Annotated in this window: 22 protein-coding genes and 1 tRNA gene; 11 read left to right on the top strand and 12 right to left on the bottom strand. The window is 74.3% G+C overall.

The genetic code is table 11. The features are described from left to right. Window positions 1-41 precede the first annotated feature (41 nt). Complete coding sequence (locus G9H72_RS08315; RefSeq protein ID WP_166169727.1) at window positions 42-314, top strand: MoaD/ThiS family protein; 273 nt, start codon at window positions 42-44, stop codon at window positions 312-314. A gap of 13 nt (window positions 315-327) precedes the next feature. Beyond that, window positions 328-1275: a PLP-dependent cysteine synthase family protein gene (locus tag G9H72_RS08310; RefSeq protein WP_166169725.1), complete on the top strand. Its 948-nt coding sequence runs from the start codon at window positions 328-330 to the stop codon at window positions 1273-1275. 6 nt (window positions 1276-1281) lie between these two features. On the opposite strand, the gene G9H72_RS08305 is transcribed toward G9H72_RS08310, so the two are convergent. Together G9H72_RS08305 and G9H72_RS08300 are read right to left on the bottom strand one after the other, a co-directional pair. Then, window positions 1282-2340, bottom strand: coding sequence for a glycosyltransferase family 4 protein (locus G9H72_RS08305; protein ID WP_166169723.1), 1059 nt, complete (start codon window positions 2338-2340; stop codon window positions 1282-1284). 1 nt (window position 2341) lies between these two features. Beyond that, a complete protein-coding gene (locus G9H72_RS08300; protein WP_166169721.1) occupies window positions 2342-4573 on the bottom strand; it encodes a glycosyltransferase in 2232 nt (743 codons plus the stop codon). A 399-nt stretch (window positions 4574-4972) separates the two neighbouring features. On the opposite strand from G9H72_RS08300, the gene G9H72_RS08295 reads away from it, so the two are divergent. The 5 genes from G9H72_RS08295 (at window position 4973) to rdgB (ending at window position 10359) form a co-directional block, all read left to right on the top strand. After that, entirely contained in the window at window positions 4973-6340 is a 1368-nt protein-coding gene (locus tag G9H72_RS08295; protein ID WP_231126592.1) for an acyltransferase family protein, read from the top strand. A 72-nt stretch (window positions 6341-6412) separates the two neighbouring features. Then, window positions 6413-8203, top strand: coding sequence for an SGNH/GDSL hydrolase family protein (locus G9H72_RS08290; RefSeq protein ID WP_166169717.1), 1791 nt, complete (start codon window positions 6413-6415; stop codon window positions 8201-8203). 30 nt (window positions 8204-8233) lie between these two features. Beyond that, the gene (locus G9H72_RS08285) at window positions 8234-9016 is read left to right on the top strand and encodes an MBL fold metallo-hydrolase (RefSeq protein WP_166169715.1); all 783 of its coding nucleotides are present in this window, start codon (window positions 8234-8236) and stop codon (window positions 9014-9016) included. A 9-nt stretch (window positions 9017-9025) separates the two neighbouring features. Then, a complete protein-coding gene (gene rph, locus G9H72_RS08280; RefSeq protein ID WP_166169713.1) occupies window positions 9026-9745 on the top strand; it encodes a ribonuclease PH in 720 nt (239 codons plus the stop codon). 2 nt (window positions 9746-9747) lie between these two features. Beyond that, window positions 9748-10359, top strand: a complete 612-nt coding sequence (rdgB, locus tag G9H72_RS08275) for an RdgB/HAM1 family non-canonical purine NTP pyrophosphatase (RefSeq protein ID WP_166169711.1) — start codon at window positions 9748-9750, stop codon at window positions 10357-10359. Window positions 10360-10378: 19 nt separating this feature from the next. Here rdgB and G9H72_RS08270 read toward each other — a convergent pair whose 3' ends face one another. The 3 genes from G9H72_RS08270 to G9H72_RS08260 all read right to left on the bottom strand — a co-directional run bounded on the left by G9H72_RS08270 (window position 10379) and on the right by G9H72_RS08260 (window position 12671). Beyond that, window positions 10379-10708: a putative quinol monooxygenase gene (locus G9H72_RS08270; protein ID WP_166169709.1), complete on the bottom strand. Its 330-nt coding sequence runs from the start codon at window positions 10706-10708 to the stop codon at window positions 10379-10381. 69 nt (window positions 10709-10777) lie between these two features. Beyond that, window positions 10778-11620 carry a hypothetical protein gene (locus G9H72_RS08265; protein WP_166169707.1) on the bottom strand — a complete coding sequence of 281 codons (843 nt, stop codon included), beginning with the start codon at window positions 11618-11620 and terminating at the stop codon, window positions 10778-10780. A gap of 34 nt (window positions 11621-11654) precedes the next feature. Next, window positions 11655-12671, bottom strand: coding sequence for a right-handed parallel beta-helix repeat-containing protein (locus G9H72_RS08260; RefSeq protein WP_166169705.1), 1017 nt, complete (start codon window positions 12669-12671; stop codon window positions 11655-11657). A 219-nt stretch (window positions 12672-12890) separates the two neighbouring features. Between G9H72_RS08260 and G9H72_RS08255 the strand changes: the two genes are divergently transcribed. Together G9H72_RS08255 and G9H72_RS08250 are read left to right on the top strand one after the other, a co-directional pair. After that, window positions 12891-14249 carry a hemolysin family protein gene (locus G9H72_RS08255; protein WP_166169703.1) on the top strand — a complete coding sequence of 453 codons (1359 nt, stop codon included), beginning with the start codon at window positions 12891-12893 and terminating at the stop codon, window positions 14247-14249. After that, a complete protein-coding gene (locus G9H72_RS08250) occupies window positions 14246-15292 on the top strand; it encodes a hemolysin family protein (protein WP_166169701.1) in 1047 nt (348 codons plus the stop codon). Before G9H72_RS08255 ends, G9H72_RS08250 begins: the two co-directional genes overlap by 4 nt. Window positions 15293-15390: 98 nt before the next feature. Here the strand turns inward: G9H72_RS08250 and G9H72_RS08245 are convergent, their stop codons facing one another. From G9H72_RS08245 to bcp, 7 genes are all read right to left on the bottom strand, one after another. Beyond that, window positions 15391-16767, bottom strand: a complete 1377-nt coding sequence (locus G9H72_RS08245; protein ID WP_166169699.1) for a dicarboxylate/amino acid:cation symporter — start codon at window positions 16765-16767, stop codon at window positions 15391-15393. A 246-nt stretch (window positions 16768-17013) separates the two neighbouring features. Then, window positions 17014-18030, bottom strand: a complete 1017-nt coding sequence (locus G9H72_RS08240; RefSeq protein ID WP_166169697.1) for a CNNM domain-containing protein — start codon at window positions 18028-18030, stop codon at window positions 17014-17016. After that, window positions 18027-19505: a hemolysin family protein gene (locus G9H72_RS08235; protein ID WP_166169695.1), complete on the bottom strand. Its 1479-nt coding sequence runs from the start codon at window positions 19503-19505 to the stop codon at window positions 18027-18029. The genes G9H72_RS08240 and G9H72_RS08235 overlap by 4 nt, the downstream gene beginning before the upstream one ends. 148 nt (window positions 19506-19653) lie before the next feature. Continuing rightward, the gene (locus G9H72_RS08230) at window positions 19654-20580 is read right to left on the bottom strand and encodes a hypothetical protein (RefSeq protein WP_196790896.1); all 927 of its coding nucleotides are present in this window, start codon (window positions 20578-20580) and stop codon (window positions 19654-19656) included. A gap of 46 nt (window positions 20581-20626) precedes the next feature. Then, window positions 20627-21016 carry an ATP-binding protein gene (locus tag G9H72_RS08225; protein WP_331272100.1) on the bottom strand — a complete coding sequence of 130 codons (390 nt, stop codon included), beginning with the start codon at window positions 21014-21016 and terminating at the stop codon, window positions 20627-20629. Between the two features lie 139 nt (window positions 21017-21155). Continuing rightward, window positions 21156-21242 (bottom strand) — tRNA-Leu (locus tag G9H72_RS08220). 44 nt (window positions 21243-21286) lie between these two features. Continuing rightward, window positions 21287-21784, bottom strand: coding sequence for a thioredoxin-dependent thiol peroxidase (gene bcp / locus G9H72_RS08215; RefSeq protein WP_331272099.1), 498 nt, complete (start codon window positions 21782-21784; stop codon window positions 21287-21289). Between the two features lie 257 nt (window positions 21785-22041). Between bcp and G9H72_RS08210 the strand changes: the two genes are divergently transcribed. Both G9H72_RS08210 and G9H72_RS08205 read left to right on the top strand, forming a co-directional pair. Beyond that, entirely contained in the window at window positions 22042-22326 is a 285-nt protein-coding gene (locus G9H72_RS08210) for a DUF3618 domain-containing protein (RefSeq protein ID WP_331272098.1), read from the top strand. A gap of 73 nt (window positions 22327-22399) precedes the next feature. Further along, entirely contained in the window at window positions 22400-22756 is a 357-nt protein-coding gene (locus G9H72_RS08205; protein ID WP_166169693.1) for a GroES family chaperonin, read from the top strand. Window positions 22757-23152: the final 396 nt, after the last annotated feature.

Here is a 23152-nt window from a genome sequence, read left to right as displayed (position 1 = left end):
GCGCGCGAAGTGCTGCAACCGAGAAGGTGGAGAGGGCGAAGATGGCTGTCGAGGTACGGATCCCGACGATCCTGCGTCAGTACACGGACGGCGCGAAGTCGGTCGAGGGGTCGGGCGCGACGCTGGCCGAGCTCATCACCGACCTCGAGTCGCGCCACCCGGGCCTGAAGGACCGGCTGGTCGAGGGCGATGCCCTGCGCCGCTTCGTCAACGTCTACCTCAACGACGAGGACGTCCGGTTCCTCGGCGGCCTGCAGGCCACGGTCGACGACGGCGACGCCGTGACGGTGCTCCCCGCCGTCGCGGGCGGCTGACCTTCCCGCGCTCGTGCGCTACGACTCGCTGCTCGACTCGGTCGGCCGTACGCCGCTGGTCGGGCTGCCCCGGCTGTCCCCGTCCCCGGACGTGCGGCTGTGGGCCAAGCTCGAGGACCGCAACCCCACCGGCTCGGTGAAGGACCGGCCGGCGCTGGCGATGGTCGAGCGGGCCGAGGCCGACGGCACGCTGAAGCCCGGGATGACGATCCTGGAGCCGACCTCGGGCAACACCGGGATCGCGCTCGCCATGGCGGCCAAGCTCAAGGGCTACCGCATCGTCTGCGTCATGCCGGAGAACACCTCGGCCGAGCGCGCCCAGCTGCTGCGCATGTGGGGGGCGGAGATCTCCTTCTCGCCCGCGGCGGGCGGGTCCAACGAGGCCGTTCGCGTCGCCAAGCTCATGGCCGCCGAGCACCCGGACTGGGTGATGCTCTACCAGTACGGCAACCCGGGCAACGCGCTCGCGCACTACGAGACGACCGGCCCCGAGCTGCTCGAGGACCTGCCCGAGATCACTCACTTCGTGGCCGGCCTCGGCACGACCGGCACTCTCATGGGCGTCGGGCGCTACCTGCGCGAGAGGGTGCCGGGCGTCGAGATCGTCGCCGCCGAGCCGCGCTACGGCGAGCTGGTCTACGGGCTGCGCAACCTCGACGAGGGGTTCGTCCCGGAGCTCTACGACGCCTCCGTGCTCACCACCCGCTTCTCGGTGGGGCCGCGTGACGCGCTCAAGCGCACCCGCGAGCTGCTCACGCAGGAGGGCATCTTCGCCGGCATCTCCACCGGGGCGATCCTGCACGCCGCGCTGGGTGTCGCCCGCAAGTGCGTCAAGGAGGGGCGGCGCGCCGACATCGCGCTCATCGTCTGCGACGGCGGCTGGAAGTACCTCAGCACCGGCGCGTACGACATGGAGCTCGACGAGGCCGAGGACGCGCTCGAGGGCCAGCTCTGGGCGTGAGCCGGCTCAGCGGCGCCCGGCGATGACCTCCCGGTAGGCGCGGTCGTACGCCGCCGCCATGGCGGTGTCCGAGAACGCCGTACGGGCGCGCTCGCGGCCGGCGGCGCCGAGCCGTGCGCGCAGCTCTCGGTCCGCCGCCAGCTCGCGCAGCGCGGACGCCAGGCCGCCGACGTCCTCGGGCTCGACGAGCAGCCCGGTCCGCCCGTGCTGGACCACCTCGCCGACCGCGCCCACCCGCGTCGCGAGCACCGGCAGGCCGGCGTGCATCGCCTCGAGCACGACGAGCGGCATCGCCTCGTTGCGGGAGGGAGCCACGAGCACGTCGACGGTGGCGAGGAAGCTCTCCGGCGCGGGGGCCCAGCCCGAGAAACGCACCCGGTCGCCCACCCCCAGCCGGGCCGCGAGCTTCTCCAGCGCGGCCCGCTCGCTGCCGTCCCCGGCGACCGTGAGCCCGAGCCCGGGGGCCTGGACGAGCGCGTGCAGCAGCACGTCGACGCCCTTCTGCCGCTCCAGCCGGGCCAGCACGCCGAGCAGGGGCGGGTCCCGCTGCTCGTGCGCGGGCCCGGGATGTGGCGGGACGCCGTTCGGGATCGTCCGCACGCTGCCCGGCCGCAGTCCGCAGAAGCGCTCGACGGCCCGCGCGGCGGCGGTGCCGACCGCCACCCGGCGGGCGCTGGCGCGGGTCGTCAGCCGCTGCACCGCCCGCCCGCGCCAGGTGAGCCCGGGGGCCGGCAGGTGGTCCACCAGCACGAACGGCAGCCGGAGGGTGGCCGCGGCCAGGATCGCCGGGCGGCAGTCCACCGCGTCGGGCAGGTTGACGTGCACGACGTCGGGACGCGCCCGGCGCAGGGCGGCACGCAGCGGGCGCACCCGCATCGGGACGGCCACCGCCGCCGCGCCCGGCCGCCGCGCGACGACGTCGGCGAGCACCCGCGGGTCGGCGCCCAGCACGGTGACGTGCACCGTGGGCGGAAGCGCTCCCAGCAGGAACTGCAGGAAGCGCTCCGCGCCGCCCAGCTGCGTGGAGTGGGCCACGACGCAGAGCCGGTACGCCCCGGAGCGCATGTCAGCGGGGCCCGGGCGCATCGTGCGGGCCGACGGGCAGGAACCGGGCCAGCACCTCGCGGACCGCCGCGGCCGAGGCCTCGGGGGCGTACCGCTCGGCGTGCAGGTCCCGCCCCGCCCGCCCCAGCTCCCGGGCCAGCGTCGGGTCGTCCAGCACCCGGACGCAGGCGTCGGCCAGCTCCGCGGGGTCGTCGCCCACGAGCAGGTGCCGGCCGTCGACCACGGACAGCCCCTCGCGCGCGAGCGGCGTGCTGACGACGGGCACCTCGTGGGCGAACGCCTCGAGGATCTTGATCCGGGTGCCGCCGCCGTAGCGGATCGTCGCGAGGGCCAGGGCGGCGCGCGAGAGCTCGGGCCCGACGTCGGGCACCTCGCCCACGACGTCGACGCCGGGAAGCCCGCCGAGGTCGGCCAGCAGCTCCTCAGCGAAGCGGCCGACCAGGCGCAGCCGCGCGTCCGGGACCTTCTCGCGCAGCAGCGGCAGCACCTGTCGTGCCGCGAAGGCGGCCGCGTCCACGTTCGGCAGGTACGAGTACGTCCCGATCATCAGCAGGGTGGGCCGGCCGTCGGGCCGCCGCACGTAGCCCGGCGCCGGGTAGGGGTAGACGTTCGGCACGACGGCCGCCCGCGGGGTGCGCAGCCGGCGGCGGTCCAGCTCGCTGCACACGACCAGCGCGTCGGCCTGCTGGCTGGCGCGCTGCTGGACGTGCCACCAGAGCGGCAGCTCGATCCGGCGCTGCAGCCGCACCAGCCCGCGGGTGACCGGGGTGTCGGCCGGCAGGCAGAGGAACGTGCGCGCCTTCGAGGTCTCCACGTCGTCCATGTCGATCACGCGGTGCCGGGCGCGCACCGCGCGCTGCAGGCTCAGCGCATGGTCGGTGGCCCCGAACCACACCAGGTCGTACGTCGTGGACCGGAGCGGGGCCATCGCCCTGCGCGCGCTGCCCCAGCGCGGCACCGCCACCTGCCAGGGAACGGCACGGGTGAGCGCGACGACGGCGGCCACGGGCTTCGGGCGCAGCGGCCCGTCGTGCTGGACGCAGCGCCGGGCGCGGACGCCCGGAGGCAGCGGCTGCGCGACGGGTGGCCCGGCGAACAGCACCACGACGTCCAGGTCCACCTCCGGCAGGGCGGCGAGGGCCCGCAGCGTGGCGGACGCCCGCATCCGCTTGCCGCCGTTGGCCGGCCACGGCCGGTCGGGCACGGTCAGGAGCACCGACAGGCGGCGGTCGCGGTCCTGCCCCGCCGCCGGTAGCCGGCGGGGGAGCCGGACGTCCCCCGGCCCCAGCCAGGTCGTGCGCTCCCGCGCCTGCAACCGCCGGCGCACCACGCTGGGCAGCGCGTACGCGGCGGCGGCGAGCGCGCGCGAGCGCGGCGCCTGCTCCCGGTCGGCGAGCACGGCCCGGGCAGCCGCCCGCGGGTCCCCGGCCGGGTCGAGCAGGGCGCGCTTCAGCTCGTGCCGGGCCGCCGTCCGCGTGTGCTGCGCAGCCGCCGCCAGCGCGGTGCGGCGCTCCCGCACGGTCAGCTCGAGCCGGTCACACGCTTCGGTGAGCAGGGCTGCGATGCTGCGGGCCATCGCCGGCCGGTCGGAGCTGAGACTGGTCTCCTGCAGGTGGTAGACCGCGAGCGGCTCGGGGACCAGGCCGATGCGGGAGCCCGTGTGGACCATGCGGATCCAGCAGTCCCAGTCGGTGGCGTGCGCGATGCGCTCGTCGAAGCCGCCGACGGCGAGGAACGCCGACCGCCGCAGGACGACGTGCCCGAAGACGAAGTTGCGCTCGAGGATCGCGCGCCGCTGGTCCTCGAAGGCGAAGGGGTAGTGCGGCCCGTACCACCGGCCGAGCCGGCGCCCGTCGTGGGAGAGGTAGGCGTCGGTCGTCACCAGGTCCAGGCCCGGCCGGTCGGCGAGCAGGCCGGCGACCGCGGCGAGTCGGCCGGGCAGGAACTCGTCGTCGGCGTCGAGGACGGCCACCCATTCGGTACGCGCGGCGCGCACGGCGGTGTTCTTGGCTCCCGCCTCCCCACGGTTCTGCGCGTGGCGAAGGACGCGGACACGGGGCCCGAAGCCGGCGAGGACCTCGACGCTGTCGTCGTCGGACGCGTCGTCGCAGACGACGACCTCCGCCGGTGCCGGGTCCTGGAGCAGGGCCGAGCGCACTGCTCGCGCGATCGTGCCCGCCGCGTTGTGGCAGGCGATCACCACGGTGATGCCGGGCCCTGGAGATGGGCTCATTCAAGTGCCCGCGCCGGCCCGCATGGCCGGATGCTAGTGGCGGCAGCGGACTCCGGTCGAGATTCCCTGAGAGATTCCTGAGTCTCGAGTGGAGCCTCCCGCGCGAGCCACCGAGATCGTCACGCTGCACGGGGTGGTCAGTCGCTCACCGTGACGAACATCGGCTGCGCGTCCTGCGCCGCAGATGTGCCACGAAGGTCGTGCAGATGCAGGTGTCGACCCCTGTGCCCGCGTGGAGGGCGTACCTCGGACGGGTGAGGCATCCCGAGGCGAACCTCACTGTTGCCCGGATTTCTCCACGTGACCTGGGCCACTCGGGCGACATCGAGCCGCGGTCACTCGTCCGGCGGACCGTAGATTGCCCCGGCAACTACGGGAAGTGGAACGGGGACTCGTGTGATGCGGGGGCTTTTCGTGCCGCGCGAAAGTGCTGCAATCAGGGCATCGGCGGCGCTCACTGGGCGGCGGCACGGTATCGACGGCCTCCGGGCCGTCTGCTGCCTGGCCATCATCCTCTTTCACAGCTGGGACTTCGCCGGTCGGCCGAGGGCGTACGGGCTCGGGCTGATCGGCGCGCTCGACGTGCGCAACGAGTTGTTCATGGCCATCAGTGGGTTCTGCCTCTTCTTGCCGTTGGCCACCCGTCCCGAGCGTCTAGCCGCCTTTTCCGCACGGGAATTCCTGATGGCGCGGTTCCGGCGAATCGCGCCGGCCTATTATGCCGCCATCGCCCTCTCTCTGGTCCTACCCTTCGTGGCGCTCGGGCTGCTCCGGGCCACGGGAGCCGGCCCGGGGTGGGTCTCGTTCCCCGCGCAGGTGGACCTGCTCACCCAGTTCCGCTACTCGTTCCCGAGCGCGCCGGACCTGCTCGCCCACCTGTTCTTCGTCCACACCTTCTTCGACAGCTACTGGGACGGCATCAGCGGCAACCTCTGGTTCATGGGCCTCGAGGCGCAGTTCTACGTCGTCTTCCCCCTCGTCGTCCTGGCCTACCGGCGCTACGGCGACCGCACCCTGGCGGCCGTGCTCGGCCTGGCCCTGGCCTACTCCGTGGCCGTCTCCGCGTTGGTGCCCGACGCGTCGGAGCGGGCCTTCCGCATGTCCGCGCTCGGGGGCGGGATCATGTTCGCGGTCGGCATCTGGGCGGCGGTCTCGCTTCCCCGCCTGCGGCCCGGGATGTCGCGGCGGCGGGAGGGCGCGCTGCTGGCGGGCGTCCTCGCCACCGTGGGCAGTGCCGTCAGCTGGGCCGACCGTGCGCCGCTCGGCCTGCCGTTGCGGTCGGTCCTGCTCGCCGCCGGCTTCTGGGGCCTCGTGTCGCTGGCCGCCACCCCCGCCACCCGCACCGCCCGGCTGCTCTCGATCCGGCCGCTGACCCGCCTCGGGCTCATCTCCTACAGCGTCTACCTCGTGCACCACGTCACGCTCTTCTTCGTCTGGCAGGCCGGCTGGCAGCTCGGGCTGGCGCGACAGGGGCTGTCACCCCTCGCGCTGGAGCTGACCGTCGGAGTTGCCGTCGTCCTCGCCGTCGCCTACCCCTTCCATCTCGCTTTCGAGCGGCCGTTTCTGAGCAGGCGCAGCGCTTCCACGTCGTCCAGCGGCTCCGGAAGCGCGGCGCCCGAGTCACCGGGGAGCGCGGGGGAGCTCCGCCCGGCCGTGGCCCCGGCGGCCGCTGCGTCCCCCGCGACCGCGGTCATCCCCGCTCCTCGACGGGGCGGGACGGTGGGCCTCCGGCAGGGGACCGGGCAGAGTGCCAGAAGCGGCACCTGAAGGCGGCTTCCTGCTCTAGGGTCGCCCCGCGGCGGGCCTCGTGCCCCTGACCCCCGAACTGCGGAGCAGGCGATGAGCAGCGAGCACAACGAGGCATCCCCCACGCCGCGCTCGACGGCGAGCCGGCGCACCGTCCTGCGGACGGCTCTGCTCGGCGCCGGGGCGGTCGCGACCGTGCCGCTCGTGGCGCAGCCGGCCACCGCCGCGACGGGCAGCGGCACGGCCGGCGCCACCGACACCGGCGCGCCACCGGCCCTGCGCGCGGCGCGCGCCGCGCTCGCCCTGCGGGCGGTCGCGCCCGTACGCATCGTCGCCATCGGCAGCAGCACCACCGCCGGCAACAACGCCGGGACCGCGGAGAAGCGCTGGCTGACCTTGTTCTCCCGACAGCTTCACGCCCGGCTCCTCGTAGCCACCGGTGGCGTCTTCACCCCCGGAGTGAACGCCGGGCTCCTGCGCGAGAGCGAGTGGGTGTTCTCCGGCTCGACGGCGACCGTGTACGCCGGCCTCGCCCTCGCGACCCGGCTGTCCGCCGGCGCATCGATGACCCACACCGCCCGGCGGGCCACGGCCTTCACCGTGCTGCACGGCCAGGGGCCGGGAGCCGGCGCGTTCACCGTACGCATCGACGGCGGCGCTCCCGTCACCGTCACTCCCGCAACCTCGGGGGTGGACCGCAGTGACGGGTCGTGGACCTCCGGAAGCCTCGCACCCGGCCAGCACACGATCACGATCACGGCCCTCGGCGCCGTGACGGTGGACGGGCTCTACTCCCACGACGGGGACGTGTCGGCAGGCATCCAGGCCTACAACGGGGGCGTCGGCGGCGCGACCGTGGCGACCTTCCTCGGCAAGGCTCCCGTCGCGCAGCGCCTGGCCCAGCTCAAGCCCGCGATCGTGCTGCTCATGCAGGGCTCGAACGACTACGCGGGAGGGGTGTCGATCGCCACCTTCAAGGCCCAGCTCCTGCAGCAGGTCGCGGAGATCAAGGCCGCGGCCGGCCCGGTGTGCATCGCCCTCGTCTCCATGCACCAGCGCGGCGGCGTCACCAGCCCGCTCCGGTGGACGGACTACACGACGGCCATGGCCGAGGTCGCGGCCACGGACCCCGCCCGGCTCCTGTTCATCGACACGCACCCCGTGTTCGCGTCCGTGGACGTCGCGGGCGCGGACCCCCTGGACCTGCTCAGCGCCGATCAGGTCCACCTCAACGAGCCCGGCCTGCAGCTCTACGCCGACCTGCTGGCGGACGTCTTCTGCCAGCCGGTCGCGGGCATCGGCACGGCGGCTGTCCCTCCCGTCCCGCCGCCCCCGGCGCCGGCTGCGGTCGACCTCGACTTCACCGCCATGGCGGACACCGCCGTGCTGCCGGCCCCGCTCGTCGTCAACGAGGCGAGCCGGCCGACGGTGATCAGGAACGGCCGGCTGTGCACTCCGACCGCCAACTTCGAGGGACAGGGCGTCCACTTCGAGCTTCCCGGCTCCGGCTACGGGACGCTCACCGTCGAGTTCTCCAACCCGAGCGGCGTCGCGCTCGGGGTGCCGGGCTCGGGTGACGTGTCCTCCCTGCAGCACCGTGGGAACCACATGTGGGTCTTCGGCAGCGCGCCCTGGCCGCCCAGGGACTCCTTCGCCCTGCCGAGCGGCGGCTCCGCGCCGACGTACGCGGTGCGTACCTTCCCGCCGTCGAGCTCCCGTCCCAACGGCTACGCCGAGGTGTCGGTGGGCGGCGCGGTCGTCCACACGTTCGTCTTCGCGAACGGCGGCGGCCTCGGGGCCCGGCGGACGGCCTCGGTGTCGATCGACTCCAGCGCCGGGGCCGTCACGCGCATCCGCTTCGTCCCCGACGGCGCGCTAGCCTGACCGCTCGGCACCGTCAGGGAGGCGAGGGCTGTGCAGGTCACCGTCGTCGGCTGCTCGGGCTCGCTCCCGGCGCCCGGGAACGCCGCCAGCTGCTACCTCGTCGAGGCCGGCGGCACCAAGCTCGTGCTCGACGTGGGCAGCGGGGCGCTCGGCCCGCTGCAGGCCGCGACGTCGCTGACGGACGTGGACGCGGTCGTCCTGAGCCACCTGCACCCCGACCACTGCATGGACCTCTGCGGCTGGTACGTCTTCGCGCGCTACCACCCGGACGTGCTGCGCTCCGGCCGGCCCGGCCCCCGGCTGCGGGTCTACGGGCCGAGCGGCACGCTGGCGCGGCTCGCGGGCGCCTACGGCGGGGTCGGGCCCGAGCAGATGGCGGCCGTCTTCGACGTGGTGGAGCTGCAGGACGGCGAGACGTACCAGATTGGCGAAATGCGCTTCACCGTAGCCCGCGTCGCCCATCCGGTCGAGGCCTACGCCACTCGCGTCGAGCACGGCGGGTCCTCGCTGGCCTACTCCGGCGACACCGGCCGCAGCGACGCGCTGGTCCGGCTCGCCGCCGACGTGGACCTGCTGCTGTGCGAGGCGTCCTTCCTCGTCGGCGTGGACGACGAGGCGCCGGAGGGGCTGCACCTGACCGCCCGCGACGCGGGGGAGCACGCGGCCCGGGCCCGGGCGCGCCGGGTGCTGCTGACCCACGTGCCGCCCTGGGGCGACCCCGTGCGGGCGCTGGCCCAGGCCCGCTCGGCCTACCCGGGGCCGCTCGCGCTGGCGCGGGCCGGTGACGTCCACCAGGTGCGGCCGCGTCGCTAGGCTGCCGGGATGCCTCGCCCCGACGGCCGCACCGCCGACCAGCTCCGTCCCGTCACCTTCACCCGCGGATGGCTCGACCACGCCGAGGGCAGCGTGCTCGTGGAGTTCGGGCGCACCCGCGTCCTGTGCTCCGCGAGCGTCACCGAGGGGGTCCCGCGCTGGCGCAAGGGCAGCGGCCTGGGCTGGGTGACGGCCGAGTACGCCATGCTCCCGCGCAGCACCAACACCCGCAGCGACCGCGAGTCGGTCAAGGGCAAGATCGGCGGCCGCACCCACGAGATCTCCCGCCTGATCGGCCGCTCCCTGCGCGCGGTCGTCGACGAGAAGGCGCTCGGCGAGAACACCATCGTGCTCGACTGCGACGTGCTGCAGGCCGACGGGGGCACGCGCACCGCTGCCATCACCGGCGCCTACGTCGCCCTCGCCGACGCGGTGAGCTGGCTGCGCGAGCGCAAGCTGCTCAAGGGCGAGCCGCTGCGGGGTAGCGTCTCGGCCGTCAGCGTCGGCATCATCGCCGGCGAGCCGCGGCTGGACCTCTGCTATGAGGAGGACGTGGCCGCCGGCACGGACATGAACGTGGTGATGACCGGCGACGGGACGTTCGTCGAGGTGCAGGGAACTGCCGAGGGGGCGCCGTTCGACCGGGCCGAGCTGGACTCGCTGCTCGAGCTCGCGGCCGGAGGCTGCACCCAGCTGGGCGTCCTGCAGCTCGAGGCCCTGGGGCGTTGACGATGGCCGCCCGCGTCGTCCTCGCGACCCGCAACGCGCACAAGGTCGAGGAGGTCCGCCGCATCCTCGAGGCCGCCGGGGTGGACGGTGTCGAGCTGCTGTCGCTCGACGGGTTCGACGCCCCCGAGGTCGTCGAGGACGGCGCGACGTTCGTGGAGAACGCCGTGCTGAAGGCTCGCTCGGCCGTCGCGGCCACCGGGCTGCCCGCGCTCGCCGATGACAGCGGGATCGCGGTCGACGCCCTCAACGGCATGCCCGGGGTGCTGAGCGCCCGGTGGAGCGGAGGGCGCGGGGACGCGGCCAACGTCGACCTGCTGCTCGCCCAGGTCGCCGACGTCCCCGACGAGCGGCGTGGCGCCTCGTTCGTCTGCGCGGTCGCGCTCGCGCTGCCCGACGGCACGCTCGTGACGGAGGAGGGCGTGGTCGCCGGGACGCTGCTGCGCGAGCGGCGCGGCACCGGCGGGTTCGGCTACGACCCGGTGTTCGTGCCGCTGGGGCACGAGCAGTCGACCGCCGAGCTCAGCCCAGCGGAGAAGGACCGGCTGTCGCACCGAGGCCTGGCGCTGCGCGCCCTCGCCCCGCGGCTGGCGGAGCTGGGGCGCGCAGCGGGCTGAGCAGGCGCAGGAGCGGAGGTCAGCCGCGCGGCTGCACCTCCGCCATCGGGCCCCATCCGCTGAGGTCGGGGGAGTCGACGTACATGATCTCCGGGGTCCGGCTCACGTAGTCGGGGAACGCCGCCGTCGCGGTCCTGAAGTGCTCGGAGCCGACGTGCTCGGAGCCGGCGGCCGCGTCCCGGAAGCCTTCGACGAGCATCCACGTCGAGGGGTCCTCCACGCTGCGCGACCACTCGAAGAACTCGTTGCCCGGCTCGGCGCGGGTCGCCTCGGTGAACTCGCGGACCAGCTCGGGCCAGCGGTCGGCGTACTCGTCCCGGACATGCCACTTCACGACGATGAGAATCACCGGTCGATGCTAGCCGCGCCGGTCCGCGGCCGGCTCCGGGAGCCGTGCGGCCGTGTCGCGCGTACGCCCTCAGAGCGAGCTGAGCTCGACCACCTTGTTGCCCTTCGGCGCCTCTGCGGTCACTCCGCCGGTGCCGTAGTTGTAGACCATGATCGGGTTGTCACCCCCGGCCGGTGCGATCGCCTTCGGCAGCGGCTTGCCGGCCGCCGCGACGAGCACCCGGGGCGATGCCGGCGTACCGGCGATCTCCACGGTCTCGACCCCGCGGTAGGCCTGCCGGGCCACGACCTTCGGTGAGGCGACGGTGAGCGAGCTGGCCGGGTCCAGCAGGTCGAGCACGACGGGGATGCGCTCGTCCCCGACCGGCGCGCTCACCCACTTCTTCTCCAGCGCCTCCGCCTTGCTCGCGTCGATGCCGAGCAGCGGCAGGAACTCCGGCTCCGGCTTGAAGTAGACGGTCCGGCCGATGCGCACGACCTTGGACTTGCGCCCGTCGACGGTGACCGACCCCTGCGCACGGTCCCAGCCGGCGCTGAAGCTGACCGAGTAGCCGACCGACCCGACGTAGCCGTCACCCTTGATCTGGTAGGACCCGACGTCCTGCACCGCGGCCCGCGCGCGCGACAGCCACTGGGCTGCGGTCGGACCCTTGGCCGGGCGCGGCGTCGCGGGCCCGGTCGTCCGGGGCGTCCCTCCCGCGTGAGGCGTGGCGGGCGCCGTCGGGGTCAGGGGCGGCGACGCCACCGGGCTGGACGGCGGCGCCGTCGTGGCCGCGGTCGTGGGGCCGACCTGGGCAGCGGCGAAGGCACGGTCGGCGGCGTCGTCGGGCTCGCCGCCGCAGCCGGACAGGACGAGGGCGGCAGCGGCGGACGCGAGCACGAGCCGGGTGGCGGGGGCCGACGGACGGAGCACGACGGGGGAACCTCCTGGGGCGGGCGGCGACGGGTCAGGCGCAGGTGACGTTGGACAGCCGAGCGCCACCGGACACCGTGTTGTCGCAGCGGACGGTGTTCGGCTCGGCCGTGTCGACGTTGATCGCCAGGCCGTCCGGCCCGACGACCGCCCTGTTGCGGGAAAAGACGTTTCCCTTGCCCCAGCCGTCCAGGATGCTGTGGACCTGGAAGCCGTCCCGGCGGGTGTTCCTGCCGACGTTCCCGGTGACGACCCAGCCGTTGCCCTTCACGTCGACCCACGAGTCCGCGTACTGGTCGGCGGTGGAGAGCGCCCTGCCGTCGAAGCGGTTGCCGACGAGCCGGCCGCCCGATGTGCCCTCCTTGATGTCCACGCTCTCCGCGGTCGTCGCGCTGACCGTGTTGCGCGAGATCACGTTGCCGTCGCTGCGGTCGGGCTTGCCGCCGGAGTACTTGCCCCAGTTGCTCTGCGCGGATCCGACGTAGATCCCTTCACCGAAGCGCTCTTCCTTCAAGCCGGTCCGGCGGATCGTGTTGCCGGTGACCGTGTTGCGCTTGCTGAACGAGCGCAGGTGCAGCGCCTCGTGCCCCACCCGCTCGATGAGCAGCCCGGCGAGCACCGAGTCCGTCGTTCGGTCGGCCATGAGCCCCTTGAGCCCGCCGCGGATGGTGAGCCCGCGTACCTCGACGTGGTGCACGCCCTCGAGGTGCAGGGTGTTGCCCTTCAGGCCGGCCTTGCCCCGGAGCACGGCCCCGCGGCCGCCGCAGAGGCGGAGCGGCTTGCCGGCCCGTCCCGAGCGCTCGATCGTGAACGGCCCCTGGTAGGCCCCGTTCGCCAAGCCGATCGTGGTCCCGGGCCCGGCCTCCCGCAGCGCCTTCTTCAGCCCGTCCGTGCTCGAGACCGTCACCGTCGCCCTCGGGCAGCCGGCGGGGGCGGCGTAGGCCGGGGCGGCCGGGAGCGCCAGCGCCGCTCCGACCACCGCGGCGACGCTCACCGCGACGGGCACGGCGAGGGGCAGGGCACGAGGGAGCGGGCGCGGAGCACGGAGCATGCCCCCAGTCTCCGGTACGCCCGCCGCTGCCGGGAGGGTAGTCATCCCATCGTCACCCGCTGGACGGGAAATGTCCGGGTGCGCCCCGGGCCGTGCGCGTGCCCGCACCGCGCCCCTCGCCGCGCCGCGGCCCGCCCGCCCTTGGCAGGATGGTGCAATGAGCACACCACCCGACGACCCTCCCTCCAGACGCGTGGCGCCGTCCCGGTCCGGCGCCACATGACGGTCGCCCTGGTCTCGCTCGCCCTGGCACTGGTGCTGGTGGTCGCCTGCGGGGCCTACGTCGCCGCCGAGTTCTCGCTCCTCACCGTCGACCGGGCGAGCGTCGAGAAGGCCGCCGAGTCCGGCGACCGGGGGGCACAGGGAGTGCTGGAGGGGCTGCGCTCGCTGTCGACGCAGCTGTCCGGCGCGCAGGTGGGCATCACGGTCACCAACCTGCTCATCGGCTACCTGTCCGAGCCCGCCATCGCCCGCCTGATCGAGCCGCTCGTGGAGGCCGTCAGCGACTCCGAGCGAGCCGTCCGCACCGTGTCCGTGACGCTCGCGCTCGTGCTGGCCACCGTGCTGACCATGGTCTTCGGCGAGCTCGTGCCCAAGAACCTCGCCATCGCCCGCCCGATCGAGACGGCCAAGTCCGTCCAGCGCTTCTCCCGGGTCTCGACCGCGGTCACCGGCCCCGCGATCCGGCTGCTCAACGGCACGGCCAACGCGCTGCTGCGCCGGCTCGGCGTCGAGCCGCAGGAGGAGCTCGCGTCCGCCCGCTCGCCGCAGGAGCTGGTCTCGCTCGTGCGCAGGTCAGCCGAGCAGGGGACGCTCGAGGCCGAGACCGCCGTCCTGCTCCAGCAGAGCTTCGCCTTCGGCGAGCGTCGCGCCCGCGACGCCATGACGCCCCGCGTCCAGATGCACACGCTCGCCGACGACGCCACCCTCGCGGACGTCGTGGCCGGGGTGAACGAGACCGGTCGCTCGCGCTTCCCGGTGGTGCGCGGGGCCGCCGACGACGTGATCGGCGTGGTCCACGTCAAGCACGCGCTCGCCGTGCCGCACGAGCGGCGCTCCCGGGTGCCCGTCACCTCCGTCATGGCCGAGCCGGTCCTCGTGCCGGACACCCTCGAGCTCGACCCTCTGCTGGACATCCTCAAGCAGGGCCTGCAGGCCGCCATCGTCATCGACGAGTTCGGGGGAGTGGCAGGCATCGTCACGCTCGAGGACCTGATCGAGGAGCTCGTCGGCGACGTCATCGACGAGCACGACGAGCGGGCCTCGCCGGTGCGCCGCCTCGCCGACGGCTCGTGGTCGCTGTCCGGCCAGCTGCGCCCGGACGAGGCGTCCCGCCACGTCGGGGTGGAACTGCCCCAGGACGAGGACTACGAGACGATCGCCGGCCTGGTCAGCGCCGAGCTTGGCCGGCTGCCCGAGGTCGGCGACGCGGTCGAGATCGAGGCCCCGCTCAGCGGCGGCCTGGCCTCCGAGACCGTCGTCCTGCGCGTCGCGGCCATGGACGGGCACCGGGTGGACCGCATCGAGCTCGCCGTCGGCGTACCGCGCGACAGCACCGGTGAGAGGGAGGCCCGATGAGCGGGGAGCTCGCGATCGCGATCGCGGTCGGCCTGCTGCTCGGCAACGCGTTCTTCGTGGGCGCGGAGTTCGCGCTCGTCGGCGCCCGCCGCTCGGCGATCGAGCCGCGGGCCGAGGCGGGGTCGCGCGCCGCCCGCACGACCCTGCGTGCGATGGAGGAGATCTCCCTCCTGCTGGCCGGCGCCCAGCTCGGGGTCACGGTCTGCTCACTGGGGCTCGGCTCGCTCGGTGAGCCCGCCGTCGCGCACTACATCGAGATCCCGCTCGAGCACGTGCACGTGCCCGAGGCGCTGCTGCACCCGATCGCCTTCGTCATCGCCCTGACGATCGTGGCGTTCCTGCACATCGTGCTCGGGGAGATGGTGCCGAAGAACCTCGCCCTGGTCGGCCCGGACCGGGCGGCCGTCGTCCTCGGCCCCGCGCTCATGGTGGTCGTGCGCGCGCTCCACCCGGTGATCGTCGCGCTCAACGCGCTGGCCAACGCCAGCCTCCGGGTGGCCCGGATCCAGCCGAAGAACGAGGTGACCAGCGCGTTCACCCGGGACGAGGTGGCCGGGCTGGTCGAGGAGTCGCGTCGGGAGGGCCTGCTGGAGGAGGACGAGGAGCGGCTGATCAAGGGGGCGCTCAGCTTCGAGGAGCGCGGCGCCCGCTCGGTCCTGCTGCCGACGGCCTCGCTGACGGCCATCGAGCCGGGGCTGACCCGGGCGCAGGTGGAGGAGCTGTCGGCTCGCACGGGGTACTCCCGCTTCCCGGTGCGCGACGGCGCCGGTGGGTTCAGCGGCTACGTGCACGTCAAGGACGTCCTCGAGGTCGACCCCGCGCGGCGGGCCGCGCCGCTGCCTCCGGAGGCCGTACGCCCGCTCCCCGCGGTGCGGGACAACGACCCGCTGCGCGAGGTCCTCACCGTCATGCAGCGCACGGGCTCGCACCTGGCCCGCGTGCTCGACGGGGCCGGCACCGTGGTCGGCGTCGTGGCCCTCGAGGACGTCATCGAGGAGCTGGTGGGCGAGATCCGCGACGAGACGCAGAAGCTGCGCCGCTAGCCCTCGCGCGGGCGGCTCCGGGACGTACGAGCCCGGTACGGCGAACGGCCGCAGCGGCTGCAGGAGCAGCCGCTGCGGCCGTTCGGCCGAGCGAAGGGTCAGGCGGGGACGGGAGCGGCCTCCCGCTGCCGGCCCGGGACCTCGACCGGGGTGCCGTCCACGGGGAGCGCGAAGCCGTCGCTGCCGCGCGGGGCGTCGTAGACCGCCTTGTCGAGGATGCCCTCGCGCTTGGCCACGATCGCGGGGACGAGAGCCTGGCCGGTCACGTTCAGCGCGGTGCGGCCCATGTCCAGGATCGGGTCGATCGCCAGCAGCAGGCCGACGCCCTCGAGCGGCAGCCCGAGCGTCGAGAGCGTGAGCGTCGTCATGACGGTCGCGCCGGTGGTGCCGGCCGTCGCCGCGGACCCCACGACGGAGACCAGCACGACGAGCAGGTAGTCGGTGATCCCGAGGCTGATCCCGAAGAACTGCGCGACGAAGATCGCCGACAGGGCCGGGTAGATCGCGGCGCAGCCGTCCATCTTGGTGGTCGCGCCGAGCGGGACGGCGAACGAGGCGTATGCCCGCGGGACGCCGAGGTTGCGCTCGGTCACCTGCTGGGTCACGGGCAGGGTGCCGAGCGACGAGCGCGACACGAAGGCCAGCGACGTCGCGGGCCAGACGCCGGTGAAGAACTGCTTGATCGACAGCCCGTTGGCCTTGAGGACCACCGGGTAGACGACGAGGAGGACCAGCGCCAGGCCGATGTAGACCGCCAGCGCGAAGACGCCGAGCGAGCCGAGGGCGTCCCAGCCGTACGCGGCGACCGCGTGGCCGATGAGGCCGGCGCTGCCGATCGGCGCGAGGCGGATGATCCACCACAGCACCTTCTGCACGACCTGCAGGGCCGCCTGGACGAAGCCGACGAACGGCTCGGCCGCCTCGCCGACCTTGAGGGCGGCGATGCCGAGGGCGACGGCGATGACCACGACCTGCAGCACGTTGAACGAGAGGCTGGTCGAGGCGACGCCGTCGGTGACCGAGGTGTCGGCCTCGAGGCCGAGGACGTTGTCGGGCACGAGCCCGGTGAGGAAGGCCCACCAGTCGCCCATCGTGCTCACACTGCGGGCGCTGTCCTCCGTCACGGAGGTGTGGTCGCCGGGGCGCAGGACCAGTCCGAGGCCGATGCCGATCAGGACGGCGACGAACGCGGTGATCGCGAACCAGAGCAGGGTCTGGGCGGCCAGCCGTGCGGCGTTGCCGACGCCGCGCAGGTTGGCGATGCTCGCGATGACCGCGGTCAGGACGAGAGGCACGACGGCGGCGCGCAGCAGGCTGACGAACAGGTCGCCGACGGTGTCGAGAGTGCTGGCCAGCCAGTTCGGGCTGCCGTCGGAGACGTCACCCATCGAGCGGGCGACGAGCCCGAGGACGACGCCGAGGACGAGGCCGATCAGGACTTGGGCGGAGAAGGGGACGCGGCGCAGGGCGCGCATGGGCAGGACCTTTCGGGCGCGCGACGGCGCCGGGAGCGGATTGCGGGGCAGGTGGCCGGCGAAGGGGTCGTCAGGGACGACAGGCCGCGCTGCACGTGCGCAGGAGGTCGACGTGCCGGCGCTGCGTCAGCGGACGCACGACGATCTGCAGCACGACAATCACCTCCCCGGGCAATCAACTCGGCGCCAGGGTAGGGCATTCCCAGCGGCTCCCGCGGCGCGGTGCGCCGCGGGAGCCGCTCGGGGTCAGGCCGCCACGCCCGCCCGGGGGAGCAGCCGGCGCAGCACGTCGGCGAGCGTGACGACGCCGGCCACCCGGCCGTCGTCGGTCACCACCGCGAGGTGGTTGCGGCTCTCGCGCATCTGACGTAGCGCGGCGTGCACGGTCGTCCCCGCGTCCAGCGTGAACACCGGCCGGGCGAAGGGCGCGGCCGGGGCCGAGTCCTCGGCGGCCAGCGTGTCGCGGACGTGCACGACCGCGGTGATCCGGCCGGGCTCGCCGACCAGCACGCGCAGGTGGCCGGTACGCCGCGTCATGTCGCGCACGTCCTTCACCAGCGCGTCCGGGGGAACGGCGGCGAGCGCCTGCCCGGAGCCGAGCAGCTCGCGTACGGTCATCCGCTCCATGCTGAGCGCCTCGGCCAGCTGCGCCGAGAAGCCCGCGTCGAGCGCGCCGACGTTGGCCGAGTGCTCCACGAGGTGGCGCAGCGCGTCGGGGCTGTGCCCGACCGCGACCTCGTCGGCCGGCTCGACCCCGACGGCGCGGACGAGGCGGTTCGCCAGATCGTTGAGCGCGCGCAGCAGCGGGCGGAACACCCACATGAAGCCGCGCATCGGCAGCGCGAGCAGCGTGGCCGACCGCTCGGGATGCGCGATCGCCCACGACTTCGGCGTCATCTCACCGACGACGAGGTGGAGGAACGTCACGACGACCAGCGCGAGCACGAAACCGGCCACGTCCGCCGCGACCTCGGGGAGCCCCACGTCCTCGAAGAGCGGGGTCAGCCAGTGGTGCACGGCCGGCTTGCTGATCGCGCCGAGCGCGAGGGTCGCGGCGGTGATGCCCAGCTGCGACCCGGCCAGCAGCAACGTCAGCTCCGAGGAGCTGCGCAGGGCCGCGCGGGCCGACCGGCTCGCCGGCGCCGCGTCCTCGAGCCGGTGGCGCTTGGCCGCCAGCGCCGCGAACTCCACCGCGACGAAGAACGCGCTTGCGGCGACGATGGCGAGGGTGGCGGGCACGACGACCCACGGGTTGTCGCTCATCGGGCGCCCTCCACGTCGTTCGTGCCCGCCGCGGACATGCGGCCCACGGCCGTTCCGTCCGCGCCGATGCCGTCCGCGCCGATGCCGTCCGCGCCGATGCCGTCCGCGCTGACCGGCTCGCCCTCGCGCTCGGGCAACGTGAGGCGTACGCGGGCGGGGACGCGCCTCGCGACGTCGAGCACCTCGACCTCCAGCACCCGCGGCTCCGGCTCCTCGTCCAGCAGCAGGTCCGCAGGATCGGCGGGCAGCGGGATCGTCACCCGGTCCCCGGGGGCGGGCAGGCTGCCGGTGGTCGCGAGCACCAGGCCCGCCACGGTCTCGTAGCGGCCGCGGGGCAGGTCGACCCCCAGCGCGCGCTCGACCTCGTCCACGTGCACGTCGCCGGGCATCTCCCAGATCCCGTCGCCCTCGACGGGGACGTACTCCGGGCGGGCCTCGTCGTGCTCGTCCGTGATCTCCCCGACCAGCTCCTCGGCCAGGTCCTCGACCGTGAGCACACCCGCGAACCCGCCGTACTCGTCGACGACGCAGGCGAGCTGGTTCTTGCTCTCCGTCAGCTCGCGCAGCGCCTCCGGCAGCGGGGTCAGCGTCGAGACGAAGAGGCAGGGCCGCACGATGTCGGTCACCGGCGCGCGGTCCGGGTACGCCGTCGAGAGCACGTCGGCCAGGTGCACCACCCCGACCACCTCCTCGCGCTCGGCCTCGAGGACCGGGTAGCGCGAGTGGCCCGAGGCCATGAGCCGGCGCAGCTCGCCGACGGTGGCCGTCGTCTCGACCGTGTCGACCTGCGGCCGCGGGATCATCGCGTGCGCCACCGGGCGGTTCGGGAAGTCCAGGATGCGGTCGAGCAGCATCGACAGCTCGGCGGGCAGGTCCCCGCTCTCGCGCGACTCCTCGACGATGTGCTCGAGGTCGCGTGCTGTCGCGGCGTGCTCGACGTCGTGCACGGGCTCGATGCGCAGGGCGCGCAGGAACAGGATGGAGGCCTGGTCGAACACCCAGATCAGCCAGCCGAAGACGCGCAGGAAGAGCACCGTGGACCCCGACAGCCGCAGCGCCACCGGCTCCGGGCGGGCGATCGCGAGGTTCTTCGGCAGCAGCTCGCCGAAGAGCATCTGCACCAGCGTCGAGAACACCAGCGCGGCGACGGCGCCGACCGCGACGCTCACCCCGGACGGGACCGCGACCCCGCCGAGCAGCGTGCTGAGCGACTCCCCGATCAGCGGCTCGGCGACGTAGCCGACGAGCAGGCCGGTGACGGTGATGCCGAGCTGCGCGCCCGACAGCATGAACGAGGTGCGCCGAGTGACCTGGAGCGCACGGGCGGAGGCGGCGTCACCGGCCTCGGCCCGGGCGGACAGCCCGGACCGGTCGACGGCCATGTAGGCGAACTCCTGCGCCACGAAGTAGCCGGTCGCGGCCGTGATGATCACGACCACCGCCACCCCGAGCAGCAGGGAGAGCACTTCGATCAACGGCCACGCACCGCCTCAGCGAGCTCGGGATGCGCGGCCCAGGGTCTGTGATCTGTGCTCATGGTCCTTCCGGTTCGCGGACACGGCGTCCGCGGTCGTGGGGCTTCTCGGGGTCGAACGCGGGAGCGGGCCCGCAGGTTCCGCGCGCCTACCGGCGGCGGGCCGCGTACGCCGCCAGCGCGTAGGTGACCGCGTCCTCGGCGACGGCGGCCTGCCAGGCGGGCAGCCGGCCGGACGCCCACCCGCGCCACTTCGCTCCCGCGTAGCTGCCGGCGAGCGCCCCCGTGGCACCGGCGACGGCGGCAGCCGCGCGGCTGCCGCGCTCCCGCTTGGCGAGCCCGGCGCCCGCGCCGCTACCGGCCAGGACGCGGACGGACAGCACGTCTGGGCGCAGCCGGCTCGGCGTTGTGGGCAGCTTGTCGGCGACCAGCTCGCCGGCGGCCCCCAGCGCCGCGGCCGTGGTGCCGACGGGGCCCGCCAGGTAGGCGAGCGGGCCCCCGATCGAGCGCCGGGGGGTGGTCGCGGCGAGGGCCGCGAGACCCGACACGCTCCGCCCGCCACTGGCCAGGCCGAGCAGCGCGGCCCGGACGACGACCGGAGGCGCGGTGCGCAGCGGCGGCTCGAGGGCCGACAGCACGGCGGAGGTCGTGATGCCGTACGCGAGGTGGGGGACGAGGTCCGAGGCCCAGTCGGTGCCGGACCAGCTGCGCGGGTCGCTGACGCCGGTGACCGCCAGCGGAACGTCGCTCGCGGCCATCGCGGCGGCGCCGGTGAGCAGGGCTCCGAACGGCTGCGGCAGCCGCAGGCCGGCGGACCGGGCCAGGGAGGCGGCGACGCCGATGCCCACCCCGGTCGCGATGCCGGCGAGGGCCCCGAGCGCACTGCGGCGGTTGTCCGCCTCCTCGCCGGCGCCCGGCACCTGCCTGCCGGCGCCCGCCGCCAGCCGCTCGACCAGCTCCTCCGGCGCCGAGCTGGCCGGACGAGCGCGCAGGGCCATGTCGAGGTAGGTCACCGCGTTGAGCACCGTGGTGCCGGCCGCGCCTGCGGCGATGCCGCGTCCGATTGCTCCGATCATGGGCGCAGCGTGCCCGCGGCGGCCCCGGCTGAACCCGCGCGGCCGGTCAGGCGGCGAGCCCGATGCGGAACCAGACGGCCTTGCCCTCGCCCGTCGGCTCGATCCCCCAGGCGTCGCTGATGAGGTCGACCAGCGCCACCCCGCGCCCGCTCTCGTCCTCGACCGAGGCCTCCTTGGCGACCGGTGCGGCCGGCGAGCCGTCGCTGACCCGGACGAGCAGGCCCATGGTGCCGTCGCAGGAGATCTCCAGCGTGATCGGCGGAGCGCCGTGGCGTACGGCGTTGGCGACGAGCTCGGAGACGAGCAGCCGCGCCTCGTCGAACACGTGCGCGCCGTGGGCCGGGCAGGTGGCCTCCGCCACGAAGCCGCGGGCCTGCGCCGCCGCCCTCATGTCCATCGGCAGCGTGAGCTCGGCCGCCGGTGTGAAACTGCACACTCAGTCCCCCCAACGCGTCGTGGTCGGGTCCGTGATTCCCGAGCGTGCCGATCCCGCAACCATCCGCATTCGGGGAGATCTCGGAAATCGCGCACCGCGGATGCAGTGGCGCCTGCACCACGTCGGCGACGTCGGCGAATGGTGCGGGAGAGGGGGTTCGAACCCCTGCGCCCTTTCGGGCACGGGAACCTAAATCCCGCGCGTCTGCCAGCTCCGCCACTCCCGCGGGAAGGCCACCCTAGCCGTTGCTGCCCGGTGGCCGGGGGCCGCTCAGACGCCGAGCTCCTTGCGCAGCTTGGCGACGTGGCCCGTGGCGCGCACGTTGTACATCGCCCGCTCCACCCGGCCCTGCTCGTCGAGCACGAAGGTGGAGCGGATGACGCCGGTGACCTGCTTGCCGTACATCGTCTTCGTGCCGAACGCGCCCCACCGCTCCATCACGGAGCGGTCGGCGTCGGACAGCAGGGGGAACGACACCCCCTCCGCGTCGCGGAAGGCCGCCAGCTTGGCCGGCTTGTCCGGAGAGATGCCGACCACCGCGTACCCGGCGGCGGCGAGCGGCTCGAGCGAGTCGCGGAAGTCGCACGCCTGCTTGGTGCAGCCCGGGGTGCCGGCTGCGGGGTAGAAGTAGACGATCGCCCGGCGCCCGCGCAGGTCGGCCAGCGAGACGGCGTTGCCGTCGGCGTCGGGCAGCGTGAAGCCCGGGGCCTCGTCGCCTGGCGCGAGCCGCTGTGCCGCGTCCTGCCCCGTCGCGTCCGTCCCGCTCACCATGCCTCCAGTCACGCCCCGTGGATGTACGCCGCAAGACTAGGAGGTCGGCGGTGGGTACAGGGCGTCACCTGCGCTGGGACGCAGAGGTCGGGGCCCGCGCCGTGGGCCGCCTCCACCCGGCGCGCGCCGGGCCTTCTCCGGCCGCTCCCGGCCCTAGACTCCGGCGCGTGACCGCTCCGAGGGCGGGGCATAGGCAGCGCCACAGGGAGATCGGGACCGGCACCCGGAGCCGGGACGCAGAGCAGGAGGCATTGGTGAGCGAACCCCCCGGCACCGTTTCGACGTCCCCCCACGGGGTGGCGCGCAGCCCGGCGCAGATCGAGCGGGACATCGAGGCCACCCGCGACCGGCTCGCGGGCACGATCGACGAGATCAGCGACCGGGTGAAGCCGGCCAACCTCGTCGCGGACGCGAAGGCGAAGGTCAAGGCCCAGTTCATCAACGCGGACGGCAGCCCGCGCACAGACCGGATCGCGGTCGTCGGCGGGGCCGCGCTGGCCGTCGTCGCCGTCGTCGCGCTCCGCGCCCGGCGGCACTGACCGCCGCTTCTCGACTCCCCTGCGCCGGGCCGGGCACCGGAGCCCGTCCCGCGCAGGAGGTAGGTTCCCCGTCGTGAGCGCCCCCTCCAGCGAGGTCCCCGGCCCGGCCGGCTCGTCCGGCCTGCCCGTCCGCCTGCTCCACGACCGCGTGCTGGTCCGCGTGGGCAGCGGCGAGGGAGAGCGCCGCAGCACCGGCGGCATCCTCATCCCGGCGACCGCCACCATGGGCCGGCGCCTGGTCTGGGCCGAGGTCGTCGCCGTAGGCCCCAACGCCCGTGCCATCGAGACCGGCGACTCGGTCCTCTTCGACGCGGAGGACAAGCCCGAGGTCGAGCTCCACGGCTCCACGTACGTCATGCTCCGCGAGCGCGACATCTCGGCCATCGCCGCGGCCCGGGTCAGCGAAGGCGCGACCGGCCTCTACCTCTGACGAACCGCCGCGGCGGCGTGGGCTCGCTCGGGCGGGCGGTTCTCGTCGCAGGAGCTCGCGGCGGGGGTTGGCCTGACGTCGGCCGTGTCAGGGGCACTTCCGCGGTGTCAGGACGCGGCCGACGTGCCCCTGCCGCGGCGAAGGTCGCGTCTGTCTGCCCTGTCGACGCCTCGGGCACGCGTGCGTCCCTCGCGGTGCGGGCGTCACGTCCCGGGCGGCCCACTTGCACGGCATCACGCGCAGGCCCGCGGTGTCGGCGGCGCTTTCGCGGTGTCGGCGGCGCTTTCGCGGTGTCGGTGGCGCTTTCGCGGTGTCGGTGGCGCTTTCGCGGTGTCGGGACGGGGCCTGAGTGCCCTTGGCGCCGCCTGAGCCGACCGGGCAACCTCGACCGGGGAC

The sequence above is a fragment of the Motilibacter aurantiacus genome (assembly GCF_011250645.1).
GTDB classification, from domain to species: domain Bacteria; phylum Actinomycetota; class Actinomycetes; order Motilibacterales; family Motilibacteraceae; genus Motilibacter_A; species Motilibacter_A aurantiacus.
Note: the sequence above shows the minus strand (reverse complement) of the source record. Positions and strands in the feature narration are given on the sequence as shown.

Bases quoted from the DNA above. Each gene is read 5' to 3' on its own strand.
- G9H72_RS08315 (WP_166169727.1), top strand. From the start codon at position 42: ATGGCTGTCGAGGTACGGATCCCGACGATCCTGCGTCAGTACACGGAC.
- G9H72_RS08305 (WP_166169723.1), bottom strand. From the start codon at position 2,340: ATGCGCTCCGGGGCGTACCGGCTCTGCGTCGTGGCCCACTCCACGCAG.
- G9H72_RS08300 (WP_166169721.1), bottom strand. From the start codon at position 4,573: ATGAGCCCATCTCCAGGGCCCGGCATCACCGTGGTGATCGCCTGCCAC.
- G9H72_RS08295 (WP_231126592.1), top strand. From the start codon at position 4,973: ATGCGGGGGCTTTTCGTGCCGCGCGAAAGTGCTGCAATCAGGGCATCG.
- G9H72_RS08290 (WP_166169717.1), top strand. From the start codon at position 6,413: ATGAGCAGCGAGCACAACGAGGCATCCCCCACGCCGCGCTCGACGGCG.
- rph (WP_166169713.1), top strand. From the start codon at position 9,026: ATGCCTCGCCCCGACGGCCGCACCGCCGACCAGCTCCGTCCCGTCACC.
- rdgB (WP_166169711.1), top strand. From the start codon at position 9,748: ATGGCCGCCCGCGTCGTCCTCGCGACCCGCAACGCGCACAAGGTCGAG.
- G9H72_RS08260 (WP_166169705.1), bottom strand. From the start codon at position 12,671: ATGCTCCGTGCTCCGCGCCCGCTCCCTCGTGCCCTGCCCCTCGCCGTG.
- G9H72_RS08255 (WP_166169703.1), top strand. From the start codon at position 12,891: ATGACGGTCGCCCTGGTCTCGCTCGCCCTGGCACTGGTGCTGGTGGTC.
- G9H72_RS08250 (WP_166169701.1), top strand. From the start codon at position 14,246: ATGAGCGGGGAGCTCGCGATCGCGATCGCGGTCGGCCTGCTGCTCGGC.
- G9H72_RS08245 (WP_166169699.1), bottom strand. From the start codon at position 16,767: ATGCGCGCCCTGCGCCGCGTCCCCTTCTCCGCCCAAGTCCTGATCGGC.
- G9H72_RS08240 (WP_166169697.1), bottom strand. From the start codon at position 18,030: ATGAGCGACAACCCGTGGGTCGTCGTGCCCGCCACCCTCGCCATCGTC.
- G9H72_RS08230 (WP_196790896.1), bottom strand. From the start codon at position 20,580: ATGATCGGAGCAATCGGACGCGGCATCGCCGCAGGCGCGGCCGGCACC.